The 15162-nt window shown below is 55.6% G+C and carries 4 protein-coding genes; 3 read left to right on the top strand and 1 reads right to left on the bottom strand.

Annotated elements, in window-relative coordinates:
* Positions 1-99: 99 nt before the first annotated feature.
* Both OOT00_RS14630 and OOT00_RS14625 read left to right on the top strand, forming a co-directional pair.
* Positions 100-1476, top strand: coding sequence for an OmpP1/FadL family transporter (locus tag OOT00_RS14630; RefSeq protein ID WP_265426154.1), 1377 nt, complete (start codon positions 100-102; stop codon positions 1474-1476).
* A gap of 415 nt (positions 1477-1891) precedes the next feature.
* A complete protein-coding gene (locus tag OOT00_RS14625) occupies positions 1892-13273 on the top strand; it encodes a type I polyketide synthase (protein ID WP_265426152.1) in 11382 nt (3793 codons plus the stop codon).
* A 172-nt stretch (positions 13274-13445) separates the two neighbouring features.
* Here OOT00_RS14625 and OOT00_RS14620 read toward each other — a convergent pair whose 3' ends face one another.
* Entirely contained in the window at positions 13446-14054 is a 609-nt protein-coding gene (locus OOT00_RS14620) for a four helix bundle suffix domain-containing protein (RefSeq protein WP_265426151.1), read from the bottom strand.
* 181 nt (positions 14055-14235) lie between these two features.
* Here OOT00_RS14620 and OOT00_RS14615 point away from each other — a divergent pair, with 181 nt between their 5' ends.
* The gene (locus OOT00_RS14615; protein WP_265426149.1) at positions 14236-15003 is read left to right on the top strand and encodes a 4'-phosphopantetheinyl transferase family protein; all 768 of its coding nucleotides are present in this window, start codon (positions 14236-14238) and stop codon (positions 15001-15003) included.
* Positions 15004-15162: the final 159 nt, after the last annotated feature.

Below are 15162 nucleotides of genomic sequence, written 5' to 3'. Positions count from 1 at the left end.
TCACAGCACTGGCCGTTTCAGCAAGACAGGGGGGATGGGGGGGGGTTGCCATACAGGTGTCTGGTTTAATTTTTTTATGGTCTAAAGGGGAGAGTGTTTATGAAAAGCAATGTTCTGATTTCTGTATTCATGGCAGGTCTGATTTTATTGGCATCATCGGCTTACGCTACCTACATAAACTATGCAACAAACTTGAGTGCCAACTGGATCTCCAATCCTGCGGGCAGGCATGCGGCTACAGACAGTGCCGATGGTGTGGTGATGAACCCTGCAGGGCTTGTGCGGATGGATGAAGGCCTGCATATTCATTTTTCCAGCCAGTCCCTTTACAATCCTTATAAAATTGAGATGGGGGACTCCTATCAGGCCCAGAGTTCCTTTAAGCAGGAAAGGGCAACCAAGTTTGTTCCTTCTATCTATGCCAATTACAAGAAGGATGACTGGTCTTTTTTCGGCGGGTTCTATTTTTACGGCGGGGGCGGCAGTATTTTTTTCAGCGATGGTACACCCAATGTGAATATGGCCTTGTGGGGAATTGATAATACGGCAGGATGGACCAATGGAAAGAAATATTTTACCGGTAATATGAATGATCCGAATGGTCCCGTCGGGGCGGGAGCCAGCGTGGAAATTCTTTCCATGATGCCGGCCCTTACCTTTGGTGCGGCCCGGGCGGTAAATGAGAAGCTCTCCGTGGCCGCAGGGGCAAGGCTTATTTATGGTTATCAGTCCACACAGATTGATGTACAGTCCGCAGGTCTTTTCGGCAGCAAGGATACACTTTATGATGCGGAATGGTCGGCTCTGGGCGGGCTTCTCTTTGTGAGCGTCAATTATCAGCCCGTTGAAAGACTGAACCTTGCCTTCATGATCGAGTCCCTTGCTCCCATGGACTGGGAAGTGGATGTGAAAAAGGATCTTTCTCAGGGCAATTTCCTCTCTCAGGCCTCCGGTTATACGGATAAGAGAAGCTTTCGCTTTGATGAGCCCACTAAAATATTTCTGGGAGCAGACTATGCTCTCACGGACAGACTGAACATGAATGGTATGTTCATCCTGTACTTGCCCATGTGGGGGGAATACAAGAAACCAGCGCCGTCCACCTTTACCGGTCAGGTTTTTGTGCCGAATGAAATCAAGTATGATCTGGATCCGGGCTTTGAAATCGGTGTGGGTGGAGATTACAAAATTTCGGAGAATACAAGGTTCAGTGCGGGCATAGCCTACGCCTTCCTGAACTATGATGACAAGTATCAGTCGGAGGCCTTGTACAAGAATAATTTCATTAATCTGGGTACGGGTGTGCGGACCCGAGTGAACAATCACTTCACCATCGGTGTCGGTTATATGCGGAATGTGTATTTTGATGTGAAAAATACCGCAACGAGGGATCATGAGGGTAATTTTCATGAAACCACTTACAAAAGACCCGATGCCCATGTGCTGGCCTTCAGTCTTGAATATAGCTTCCGGTAGCCGTCCGCTTGCCTGTGTTCATGTCTGAGCCTCTTCCTCCGGGGATGAAGGGACAGCTTCGGCTGTCTCTTCTTTTTTTTTATCCTTCCTTTTTTCCGCAGGCTTACCTCTGGATGGGTGTGGTCGTTTTGTGCAGTGCTATGTTCATTTTGTGTATGGGCGGTGCGAAGTGCTACCCTTTCCCCTGAGGAAAGCATGCGCCTCTTTTTTATGAAAGTATAGTTTTTAATTTTAAATGTTTATCTGTGTTTTGCCTGCCGCTTCTGCCGTGCACATATTTTCTCTGGCACACATCCTGCTTAAGGCCCTGTTCCGGTTCCCCGTGAACAGGGAAACCCTTATTTTTACCCATCCTTCCGCAAGACCCGGGTCTTACAATATTTTAAGGCCCCGCCATAAAGGAGAAAAAAAGCCCATGCAGAGAATACTGGATTGCCGCCTTCCCCTGCTTGCCTGTCTGCCCCAGAAAGTTTTCAACCTCCGTTACATGGAAAGCCTGCACAGGGCAGGGGGCCTTCCGGTTCTGGATGCGGAGTTCATGGACACAGAAGCCGTTCTTGGGGCAGGCAGGACGCTGGATGAAAAAAATATCCTCTTTGCCATCCGGGTTCCCCTTTCCCGAAAAGACCTTCTGGAAAAGCTTAAAAAAAATCCCCCCCGATATCTGGAAGCCCTCATTTTTTCCTATGATTTTGAGGATGCCTTAAAGAATCTGGATCTGAAAGCCTGGCCGGTCAAGCGCCTTCTGGAGCTGAAACACACGGGCCATGGCCCGGAGCTTTCCCGCATGGGCGTTCATGGGCTGGTGCTGAAGGGCCTTGAGGCCGGAGGTTCCGTTTCCCGCCACACGGCTCTCATTCTCATGCAGGAGTATCTGGAAACAAGTGATCTTCCCCTTTTCATCCACGGGGGTGTGGGCATGCACACGGCAGCGGGGTTTTTCAGTGCAGGAGCCAGCGGCCTTGTGCTGGATGCCCAGCTCTGGCTTTGCCGGGAATCCCCCCTTGGAGAGAATTTCCGCAAACTTCTGAACGGCATTGAGGATCTTGACACCCTGCTGCTGGAAGGCCCGGAAGGCTCCCGTTACCGCTTTTTTGCAAGGCTCGGCACCCGTTTGGCCCAGGATCTGAAAAAACTGGAGCCCCGCTTTGTGCTGGGTGCGGATCAAAAAAGCGAAGAAGCCCGCATCCTTTCTGAAACCCTGAAGGAAAAAATGGCGGATCTTTCCGATGGGGCTGCGGAAAGTGTGCAGAGTCTTTTCTATCTGGGTCAGGATGCCGTGTTCGCAAGGCATTTCCTTCGCAGGGGCGAGGGTGTGGAAGCCATGATCCACGGGCTTTTTGAGGAAGTGAGAAAAAGCCTTGCCGTTCTGGAAACGGCCGACCCCTTACGGGCCGGAACCCCCCTGGCAAAAGAGCACGGGGTGAGGTACCCCATCATGCAGGGCCCCATGGCCAACATCAGTGATAACGTGGACTTTGCCCAGAAGGTGGCAGAGGCCGGAGGCCTTCCCTTTTTTGCCATGGGCAGCCTGCCTGTTCCCTTGGCGGAAACTATGCTGGAAAAGGCTTCGGAAAAGGGCATTCCCTGCGGTGCGGGGCTCATCGGCATTGAGGCCTTCAACCGCCGCCTTCCCGAGCACATGGATCTTACCCGCAAATTCAACATTCCCTTTGCCCTCATTGCAGGGGGAAGCCCCGCCCAGGTGCGGGAGCTGGAAGCCTCCGGTATCCGCACCTACCTGCATACCCCCGCCACCCGCATGCTGGAAAATGCCCTTGTCGGCGGGGTGTCCCGTTTCATTCTGGAAGGTACGGAGTGCGGCGGGCATGTGGGCTCCCTCACAAGTCTTGTGCTCTGGGAAATGGGCACGGAGCTTTTGTCTCAGCTGGATGACGCTGCATTGCAGGAAAAAACCCTTGTGTATGCAGGGGGCATTTCCACGGAAGCCGCCTCCCATTTCATCTCCGGCATGGCAGCAGGTCTTTCCCAAAGGGGTCTTAAGATCGGCATTCAGGTGGGAACGGCCTATCTTTTCACCGGTGAGATTGTGGAAACGGGTGCTCTCCATACCCGGTACCAGAAGGAAGTGCTGCACCAGAAGGAAACCCAGGTGATTGGCCGCACCGTAGGCCTTCCATCCCGTACGCTGGCCAGTCCCTTTGCCATAAGGATGCGGGAGCTGGAGCACAGCCGCATGGAAACGGGCGATCCCCTTTCCGAGCGGAAAGATGCCTTTGAAAAGGACAACATGGGCTCCCTTCTTATTGCGGCCAAGGGCATGGTGCCGGATTTTTCCGGAAAAAGTGTCGAATGCCGGATGCTGGAAGAAGAGGACATCTTTGAAAAGGGTAACTTCTGCGTGGGCGATTCCCTGGTCTTTTTCAAAGACACCTGCACGGTGAAGTCCATCCACGGTCGTCTTTTTGACAACAAGACGGCCCTGCGGCAGCATCTTGATACCCTGGAACGGCTTACCCGTCCCGATGGGGAAATATTGGATGAAATTGCCGTGGTGGGCATGGGCTGCGTGCTGCCGGACGCTCCTTCGCCGGAGGCTTTCTGGGAAAATATCCTGAACCGCCATGTTTCCATCCGGAAGATGGAGGAAAGCCGCCTGCCTTCCCTCTATGTGAGTGAGGATAAAAGTGCGGAAGACAAAAGTTATACCTCCGTGGCCGCCGATGTTCGGGATTTTACCTTTGATCCGGTAAAATACGGGCTGGATGCAAAAACCGGCGCCCGCCTTTCCCGCAGTCAGCAGCTGGTTCTGGAAGCCGCGTATCAGGCAGCCAACTCCGGTGGATTTTCTGTGCCAAACAGTAAGGGGAGTAAAACCCTTCCCTTAGAAACGCCTGTGATTCTGGCCTCCTGCCTTGGCAATGAGCTGACCCATGATCTGCACATGAAATACTGGACTCCGGAAATCCTTTCTGTCCTGAAAGCGTTGCCTGAGTTTGAGACCCTTGAAGAAGGGGAAAAGACGGCTCTGGTGAAAGGGATCAGAGAAAGCCTTGCGGGAAAATTTCGTAATGAGCCGCCGGATACGGCTGTGCTCAACATTGAGGCCAGCCGGGTGGCTGCCTTCCTGGGAGTGGAAGGCCCCAACTATCTCATCGATGCGGCCTGTGCCACCAGCTTTGCGGCCCTGGACTGCGCCATGCAGGAGCTTCTTTCCGGCCGGGCCCAGGCGGCCATCGTGGGAGGCATCAATACCAACCTTGCTCCGGAAACCTTTGTGGGTTTTTCCAAGATGGGGGCATTATCCGCCCAAGGCTCCTGGCCCTTTGACGGCCGGGCCGACGGCTTTGTGCTGGGTGAAGGGGCCGTGGTTTTTATCCTGAAGCGCATGCGGGATGCTGTGGCCGAAGGGGATAAAATCTTTGGCGTGATCCGGGGCATGGGAGCCAGCTCCGATGGCAAGGGCAAGGCCATTGCCGCTCCCAATGTGAAGGGGCAGGTACTGGCCATGACCCGGGCCTTTGAAAACATGAAACGGCCCCTTGTGCCCGAAGCGGTCACCTTTCTGGAAGCCCATGGCACCTCCACCCGCATGGGCGATGCGGCAGAACTTGAAAGCGTGAAGGGTTTTTACGGCAAAAACCCAAGCCTTGGGGTGAGTTCCGCCAAAAGTCAGGTGGGTCACCTTCTGGGAGGGGCCGGAGCCGCAGGGCTTTTAAAGGCCCTTCTGGCCCTGAACCACCGTATCCTCCCGCCCAACGGGGATTTTGAGGAACTGGGTCCGGTGCATGATCTTTCGGGAACGGGCATCTTTGTGGTAAAGGACGCCTCTCCCTGGCCCGTAGAAAAAGACCAGCCCCTTCTGGCCGCGGTCAGCGCCTATGGTTTCGGAGGGATTAACTACCACTGCGTACTGGAAGCCCCCACCTCAGACTACAGGCCCCTTAAGAGGGAGGTGTTTCCCGACCTTTCCTTTGATCCCAATGATCAGCGCATCGTGGTGGCGGGCATGGGGCTGGTGCTGCCCGGAACCGAAGATGAAGACAGCTTCATGGAAACCATGGCTTCGGGAAAAAGCCTTCTCACGGAAAAAGCCCATCTGGGTTTTGATGCAAAGGCCTATGCCGAGGAAGACAGGGAATACCGCATTCCCTATCTCAAGGCCGGTCTCTGCGGGGATTTCACCTTTGATGCCATGCGCTTTCGCATTCCGCCCAAAAGCCTTGCCTTCATCGACAGAGCCCAGCTTCTGGCCCTTACGGCGGCGGACCGGGCCATCCGTGGGGCGGGTCTGGAAGAGGAGCTGAAAACTCCCACCAACCGGGTCGGGGTGATGCTGGGTGCCATATCCAGTACCCGGCATGTGGAAAACATTCTCCGTATCCGCCTTGATTTTGTGGCGGCCTGTATGGAAAAAACCAAGGGTCTTTCGCCGGAAAAAAGCACAAAGCTGGCAGAAGCCCTGACGGCCGTCTTTCGCAAACGCCTGCCGCCCAATACGGAAGACACCACACCGGGGCTGCTCACCAATATCGTGTCCGGCAGGGTAGCCAATGTGCTGAACTGCAACGGCCCCAACTTCACCGTGGATGCGGCCTGCGCTTCTTCGGGCTTTGCCCTGCGGGCAGCCATGATGCACCTTGTGTCCGGCCGCTGCGATTATGTGATCAGCGGCGGGGTGGATTCGGCCTTTTATCCTGCGGCCCTTCTGGTCTTCAAGCGCCTCGGTTTGCTTTCCAAGGAGGACACCCGGTTCTGGGATAAGGGCAAGTCTCAAGGGGTGAACCTCTCGGAAGGAGCTGCGGTGCAGGTGCTCACCACCTACGCCAAAGCAAAGGAAAAGGGCCTTCCCATTTTAGGAGAAATCCGCAGCATTGCCATGGCCTCCAGAGCAGGAGAAAGTGTTTTCGCCCTTTCAGAAAATCTGCTGGCAAGGGAAATGGGGGCAGCCTACCGGGAAGCGGGCATGCTGCCTTCGGACCTGCACCACCTCGATCCCTTCGGCTTTGGCCACAGAATCCCGGACAGCATGGAAAAACGGGCCGTGCACATGGGCCTTGACGGTGCCTCCGGCATTTCCTTTGGCAATATCAAGCCGGAATACGGGTATTACAAAGGAGCCAATCCCGCCATTATCCTTTCCCGGCTCCTTCTTATGCAAAAAAACAGAAGAAGGCTGCCCCACCACAGCTTTGATCCGGAAACCACCCTCATGGAAGCGGGCGGCCCTCTGGTGAGCCCGGATGCGGCCGAAGACTTTGGTCAAATGCGAAGACCGGCCCTTGCCACCAACCTCCATGGCTTTGGGGGCAACCATGGGCATATGGTGGTTTCTGCCCTGCCTCCCTTCCTCCGGAAAGAAGAGGCCGGAAAAGAAGAAAGGCTGGCGGATTCTCTGCAGCCCTCTCTGGCCCTGCCAGCCACCCTTAGCGGGATGTCCGTGCTCCTTTCCGGTCAGGGAGCCCAGAAGGTGGGCATGATGAAGGATCTCTACGGAGCCTATCCTGAAATCCGCAGCCTCGGGGATCAGGCGGAAAGGCTCTTTCAGGCAAAACGGGGAAAAAGTCTCTTACGCCTGATGTTTGAAGGAAAGGGCGGGGATCTCAACCACACGGAAAATACCCAGCCTGCGGTATTTCTGGCCTCTGCCGCCATCCACAGCCTGCTTGTGAAAAAGGGCCTGAAGCCCGATGCCTGGCTGGGCCACAGCCTTGGGGAATATACGGCCCTCTTTGCCTCCGGCGCTTTAGATTTTGATGCGGCCTTTTCTCTGGTGCTCACCCGCTCTTCTCTGATGCAGCGGGCCGCAGGGGACTTTCCCGGTAGCATCATGGCCGTCTTCAAGGGGCCGCAGGAGGTGGCGGATCTGATTGCTGCCTTCAATGCCGAAGGGGTGTACATCGCCAATAAGAACGCCCCCGGTCAGACCGTGGTTTCCGGCGAAAAAATGGCCATGCTGCGTTTCGGGGAGTTTCTCACCCAGAAAAGTGTGCTTTTCCGCAAGCTGAACCTTTCCGGAGCCTTTCACACGCCGCTCTTTGCCGATGCCGCCAAAGGCATGGCCAAGGCCCTCGGCCCCTTGCGTTTTCAGACCCAAGCCTTGCCCCGCATCATCTCCAATGTCACGGCAAAACCCTATCCCGAAGATGAGAACGCGGTGAAGGAGCTTCTCACCCGGCAGATGGTTTCTCCCGTGGAGTTCATGGAAGGGGTGCGCCATCTCTATGATCAGGGCTGCCGCTCCTTCCTTGAGGTGGGGCCGGGCAATCTTCTGGCCCGTCTGGTGGAAAGCCACCGTCTGGAAGGGCTGGATCTGCGCTCTGCCGTTGACCCCAAAAAGGGTGAACGCGCCAGCATGGAGGCCCTCTTCACAAGCCTTGGCAGGGAAAAAGGCTTGTCTGAAAAAAGAGAGGTGCCGCCACAGACGAAGAACCATAGCGCCAGAAATCAGGCCGATATCAAGGGGAGTTTCACCATGAAAGAGGATGAGGACAAAGGGTTTGCCGCATTTCTGGAGGCCAACCGCAGCCGCATGGAAGCCGCCCTTTTGGAGGAATATGAGAAGGAGCAGGACGGCCTTCGCTTAAAAGCCTATGAAAATTTTGGTTTCTACACGGGTGCCGTTTCCATTGCAGGGGTTTCCGTGGGCCTTCCCGGAAGCGGCAGGGCCGTTTTTTCCGATGATCATTTTGACAGCCTGATACAGGGACAGAATTTCATTGAAGCACTGGGGCAGGAAGAAAAGGAAGCCATGTTCCAGCGCAATATCCGCAGGCTGCACAAAACGCCGGAAGGCAATGCCCGTTTTGTGGACATCGCCTCCACGGACGAGGTGATTCATCTTGCGGGAAAACTCGGCTTCTTTGATCCGGAAGGGGAGTATGGTCTGGAAAAGGGGCAGGACATCAGCATTGCCCTGGCCATGGCCGCAGGTCTGGAAGCCCTGAAGGATGCCCGCATTCCCCTGCTGGAGGGCCAGAGCAAAGCAGGCTCCCGTCTTGCCGGAGAGGAGCTGGCCCTGCCTGCTTCCATGCAGGAAACTACCGGTGTCATCTTCACCGGCCTTTTCCCCGGATGGGAAACCCTCATCCATGAAATGGAGGCCTTCCAGCAGCACCGGTATCAGGAAGGGCCGGGACGGGCCCTTGAAAGCCTCTACTATGATCTCATGGAAAATATCAGCGAGCGCAGCCTCAAGCAAAGGGTAGCGGGCTGGTTCCACGCCATCCGTCCCCTCTGGGAGAAAAAGGAGGACTACCGCTTTGACAGTACCTTCCTTGATAAAATCACCCCCCTTGCCTCTGCCCACTTTGCCAAAATGATCCGGGCCCGTGGCCCCAATGTGCATCTCAGCGGTGCCTGTGCTTCCACCACCCAGGCCATTGCCGTGGCCGAAGACTGGATTCGCAGTGGCCGCTGTGAGCGGGTGGTGGTGATTGGTTCGGAAACGGCCACGGCATCGGGTCAGGGCCCCTGGATCAGTGCGGGATTTTTAAGTTTAGGCGCTGCCTCCATTGAAAAGGAGATTTCCAAAGCAGCCAAGCCCTTTGATGCGGATCGCAACGGCACCCTGCTGGGAGCCGGAGCCACGGCCCTTGTGGTGGAAAGAAGGGACCGTATCCGGGAACGCGGCCTTGAGGGGCAGGCGGAAATCCTTGGCTCCTTCCTTGCCAATGCGGCCTTCCACACCACCCGCATTGATGTGCCTTATCTGGCAGAAACCATGGCCCGCTTTGTGCGGCAGGTGGAGGCCCGCCATGGTCTTGATGCGGAAAGCTACGCTTCCCGCATGGTGTTCATGTCCCACGAAACCTTCACCCCTGCGCGGGGCGGCAGTGCGGATGCGGAAATTGAGGCCCTGCGTGCGGCCTATGGCCGGGATGCGGGTAAAATCACCATCACCAACACCAAGGGCCTCACGGGCCATACCCTGGGGGCGGCCATTGAAGACGCGGTCATGGTGAAAGCCCTGCAAAGGGGACAGACCCCGCCCGTAGCCCACCTGAAGAAGGTGCCGGAGCATTTCAGCGATCTGAAATTCAGCCGTGGAGAAAGGGGAGACTTCCAGTACGGCCTGCATTTTTCCGCAGGTTTTGGCTCCCACTTTGCCCTGCTCATGGTGAAGCGCACGGAAGAACGGGCCACGGAAAATAACGCCGCCTATGAAGCCTGGCTTTCTGCCATCTCCGGCATGGAAAAGCCCGATCTCAAGATGAAAAACCGGGTGCTGGTGCTGGCAAGCGCTCCGGGCTTTTCGGGAGAAAGTCTTCCCGCCTTTGCAAAGGAAAAACCCCCTGCCCCTGTTATGAAGGCAAAGGCTGAGCCGAAGGTCTCTTCCCGGGTGAAGATTCTGGAAGAAATCCGGAACATTCTTTCCGAGCAGACGGGCTATGGTGTGGACATGCTGGCGGAAGACCTGGACCTGGAGGCGGATCTCGGCATTGATACGGTCAAACAGGTGGAAATTTTCTCTAAGGTCATGGGGCATTTTGGTCTTGGTGCCGAAGAGGATGCGCCCCTGCGGGAGCTTTCTACTTTAGGCAAAATTGCGGACTACATTGCGGCCCAGTCGGGCGCGGTATCCCTTGAAGAAAAAGAGGATGGAAAAGCCAGCGGCGCAGGTGCTTCCGGCAGAGAACATATTCTTGAAGAAATCCGGAACATCCTCTCCGAACAGACGGGCTATGGCACGGACATGCTGGCCGAAGATCTGGATCTTGAGGCGGATCTCGGTATTGATACGGTAAAGCAGGTGGAAATTTTCTCTAAGGTCATGGGGCATTTTGGCCTTGGGGCCGAAGAGGATGCGCCTTTGCGGGAGCTTTCCACCTTAGGTAAAATTGCGGACTACATTGCGGCCCAGTCGGGCGCGGTATCCCTTGAAGAGAAAGAGGTGGCAGAAGTTTCTGCCGCAGGTGTTTCCGGAAGGGAGGCCATCCTTTCAGAAATTCGGAACATTCTTTCCGAGCAGACGGGCTATGGCACGGACATGCTGGCCGAAGATCTGGATCTTGAGGCGGATCTCGGCATTGATACGGTGAAACAGGTGGAGATTTTCTCTAAGGTCATGGGGCATTTTGGCCTTGGGGCCGAAGAGGACGCGCCCCTGCGGGAGCTTTCCACCTTGGGTAAAATTGCGGACTACATTGCTGCCCAGAAGGGGGCTTTGAATGCTTCCGGGGCTGAAGATACCCGGAAATTAAGCCCTCACCCCGGCCCTCTCCCAGAGGGAGAGGGGGACAAAAGGCCTGGCTTCGCTACAGCCCCCTTCGTCCCCGAAGAAGGCAGACGGGGGAAGAGCCTTGTTTCTGAAAGTCCCGGAAGCGAAGAAGATCCTTCTCTTCTTCCGGCAGACCCTAGCGGCAGTGAAAAAGGGCTTTTCCGTTTTTTGCCGGATGTACGCAAAGCTCCTGCGGAAGCAGGCCCCCGTTTTGGCATTTCCGGCCGCAAGGTGCTGGTGACCTTAGACGATCAGGGCCTTGCCGCACCCGTGATGGAAGGCCTTGAAGCCGCAGGTGCCGTGATTCTCACCGCAGGCCGGGACAGGGGCGATTATCTCCTTGAAGACCGGGATGCGGAAAAAAGCGCCCTCCTTTTCGGAGAAATTGCCAAGGCCCATCCGGATCTCTGTGGCCTTGTGCTGCTCCATCCCTTGAATACGGAGGTGCCAGAAGGCCGTGAGCGCATGCCCGCCGTCCTCTTTACCGCCATCCACGCCCTGCGGGAGTCTTTAAACCGGCAGGGAGCCTTCATTGCCATGCCCGCCTTCCAGTCCGTGATCTTTCCCACGGCCATGGGTATCCGGGAAGGCGAGATGCGTCCGGACCCGGTACAGGCGGCTTTTTCCGGCTTTCTGAAAAGCCTTGCCCGGGAGTTTCCCCATACCCGCATCAAGGTTACGGATTTCGGAGACAAGCGTTTTGATGCCCCCTCCATGGCCAGCCGTTTTGTGAAGGAACTCCTCACCGGCGATGGTCGGGTGGAAACGGGCTTTGTGGGAGACACCCGCTTTCTGCCCACCCTCCTTGAAAAAAAGGTTCAGGGGCAGAAGAACATCCTTTCCGGCTGCACCGTTCTTGTCACCGGCGGGGCAGGGGGCATTACCTTTGAGATGGTGAAGGCCCTTGCGGAGGAAGAAAAGGATGTGGCCTTCATCCTTGTGGGCCGTTCGGACTTAAAGGATCTCACCCCGGAGACCGCAGGGCTTTCCTTAAAGGATCTCATGGCCCGTCTGGCGGATAAAATGCCGGGCCTGTCTCCCCTTCACCTGAAAAAAACCGCAGAGCGCATGCAGGGCCTGCACCGCACGGCGGAGAGTCTCCGTCTTCTGGAGGAAAAGGGCGTTTCCGTACGCTATGTGTCTGCGGATGTGACGGATTCTGCCGCCGTTCAGAAACTGGCCGAAAGCTTCCCGGAAGTGGATGCCATCATCCACGGGGCAGGTGTGGAGGAATCCCAGGTCTTTGATAAGAAAACTCTGGACTCCTTCCTCCGGGTCTTTACGCCCAAGGTCAGAGGCATGGCCCATCTGCTGAAAGCCTTCTCCGGCCATGATCTCAAGGCGATTTTCGCCTTTTCCTCGGTCACGGCCCGTTTTGGCAATGCCGGTCAGTGCGATTACACCGCAGCCAACGACATGCTGGGCAAAATGGTGCTGGCGGAGCAGGTGAAGCGGCCCCACTGCGTCACCAAGGTGCTGGCCTGGACAGCCTGGGAAGGCACGGGCATGGCCACGCGGGGTTCGGTGAAAACCGTGCTGGAAAGCCGGGGCCTCACCTTCCTGCCCTTAAAGGCGGGAATCCGCTTCTTCCTTGGGGAATGCCGTAGCCCCGAACCCTGCGAGGCTGTGTTCACGGGCAAAGACCGGGCCTTTGATCCCGATGGCCTGCTGCCCCTTGCCGGTCAGGGGCCGGTGCTGGATGCCTTTCTGGATGCAGGGCTGGAGCCGGATGGCAAAACAGCCCGTTTTGTCCGCACCCTGACTTTGGAGCGGGATCTTTTCCTCAAAGATCACAGCCTGGACGGCGTTCCCCTTTTCCTCGGGGCCACGGGCCTTGAAACCCTGGCCGAGGCGGCCCTTCAGGTGAGTTGCAGGCGTTATGTGACGGAAATCGAGGATTTTTCCATTCCCTATGGTATCAAGCTTTTGAAAAACCGTCCCAAACGGCTGGAAATCCGGGCCAAAGGCCCTGAAGCGGATAGTGTGACTGTAGAAATGCTTTCTTCCTTCACACGGCCCGGCTCTTCGGAAACCACGGAAACCCTGCATTATACGGGCAGGGTGCAGACGGCGGATCTGCGGCCCGGTGTGCAGCTCATGGCCATTCCCGATCTGCCGGGCCTGCGGCATAAGGGCAGCCTTGGGGATCTCATCTACCGGCCCACGCGGCTTTTCATGGACGGGGTCTTCCGCAGCATTGAGTCCGTGGCGGGCTTTGACGGCAGGCAGCTTGTCACCCTGATGCGGGATGCGGGGCAGGGCTTTTTCTTTGCTGGTGTCAAGGCACCTGATTTCCGAATCCCTGTGGTGCTGCTGGATGCTATGTTTCAGACCGGAGGTCTGTTCAATATGCTGGGAAAGGGCACCCCTGTGCTGCCTTCTTCTTTCAGCCGCTTGCGGATTTTTGATATGCCCGAAGCTCGCACGGCTTATGTCTGCGTGACGGAGAAAAAGGCGGAACTGGAAAAGACGGATCTCTTTGACATGGCCCTTGTGGATGCCAATGGTCGCCTCATGGTGCGGGTGGAGGATTTTCAGATGATCCGCATTCCTGCGGCGGCTGGATTCTCCCTGGAGGGGGAAGTGGAGGCCTTTGGGGTGAAGAAGGTTTCGTAGGGTGAGACAGGAGATGTGCTTTTAAAGTGAAAAGGGGCGGGTTTTCCGGGCCTGCCCCTTTTTTTACTGCTAAGGTCTTTAGGGTCCTTAAAGACCTTAAAGACCTTAAAGACCTTAAAGACCTAAAGACCTTAAGGACTTTAAAGCTTTTAAATATTTTAAGCCCCCAGCCTCATGTCTTGCCTCCTCCATTGCGACGGGCTTCCAGCCGCATGCGTGTCATTCTCTCCCGCATGCCGCCTTCCTTCAGAAAGGCTTCCTCAAGGGCTTTGAGCTGCCTGAAAAGCAGATAGTCGTTCTGTTTGATGAGTACAATGGCCATGTTGGCAATGGTTTCGGGCGGCCTTGTTTTTACCATCTGCATGAAAAAGGCACTGTCGTTGTGGCTGCTTCCCAGTTTTCGCATGGCTGCCAGCTCCACGGAATCGGCTTCCCACTGCCGGTGCCCCCGGGTTCTCAGAAAATCTTCATAGTCCATGAGCAGTTCCTGAAGACTGGCTTTGGCAACATTGATGAGCTTGATTTCCATTTCCCCTGATGTGGCGGAAGCTGCCGAACCTTCCACGATATTCTGCTTTCCGGAACGGGCTGCCTGTACCATCTGGTCTGTGGTACGGTCTCCTCGTCTTAAAAAGTTTGTGCAAAAATAGTAGGTTATATCATAGATTGCCTCCGCCTTCCTGTAGGTTATTAATTTTTTGAAGTTGCCTTTGCGGGGAATCAGATCTTCACTTTTAGAATCTTGAGGAGTTTCAAATCGTTGCTTTTTTACAGAGTCCATGCTGTAAGCCTTTCTTTGGATCTGATTTCAGCACCCAAGGGTGGCGCGTGCGCGTGGAAAAACAGCTGCTTTTACCTTGACGCAAGTGTTTCTGTTGGCCATGTATCCCTTACAAAAGACTGTTGTGGCGGATAATCTGCCTTCTTCCCCCTCTGGACATACCATAAGAAGAATATAGCCTATGAAATACAGAAATTTTTGGCAAGCCGCCCCATCTTTTCTGCCTCTCTCCTCTGTTCCCTTCCAGCTGGGAGCCATTCCCGTGGCCCTGCATCTGGTCTGTATTCCGGATGTGGTGGCCGGATTATTTCCCAAAGAGGAAGACTGGTCTGTATGGAAAACACGGAAAAAACTGTTTCTTCCGGAAGATGTTTTTCCTGAGGGGTTTTCAGAAGCAGAAAAAGCCCGTTTTCATGGTTTTGCCGTTGCCAAGAGGCAGATGGAGTGGCTCTGCGGTCGCATGGCTGTGAAAGAGCTGGTGCGGACCTTTCTGGGGGATACGAGAACAGGGGCTGGTATAGCCGTGGAGAATACGGAAAAAGGGGTTCCTTTTCTACCGGATTTCCCCGAATATGCCCTTTCCATCAGCCATGGCGGCGATTATGCTGCGGCGGGGATTGTTCTTGAGAAGGGAGGAACGCTGGGGCTGGATCTGGAGCCGGACAGGGAGCGGGATACGGAAGCCCTGCGTCGCATGGCTTTTTCTGAAGAGGAATGGGCCTTTCTGTCCGGAAAGCCGGAGCGGGAGATCCTCCGGCACTGGACCCTGAAGGAGGCCGGGCTCAAGCTTGTGGGCCAGGGCTTTCATCTGCCCCTGAAAAAGCTTGAAATTCTGCCGGGGGGGATGAGGGTGAACGGGAAGGAGATGGAGGGGCTTTTCTGCTGGACAGCGGATATAGAGGGGGGGCACCTTCTGAGTCTTTTGTACGGGAAGGTGGAGAGCAGATAAGAACGCAGCGGAACCATATGGCGAAGAAATCCGTTTATCCCCTTCGTGTCTCTTCCATTGGAGAGACACGAAGGGGATAAACCTTTCCGGGCGAATTGCATTCCATAAATTAGGGAAGCCTGCCGCTATCCTTTCCCAAGTTCCGCCACGAGGTGATGC

This window comes from Desulfobotulus pelophilus (assembly GCF_026155325.1).
Taxonomy (GTDB): Bacteria; Desulfobacterota; Desulfobacteria; order Desulfobacterales; family ASO4-4; genus Desulfobotulus; species Desulfobotulus pelophilus.
The sequence above is the reverse complement of the archived record's forward strand: the minus strand, read 5'-3'. Positions and strand labels throughout refer to the sequence as shown.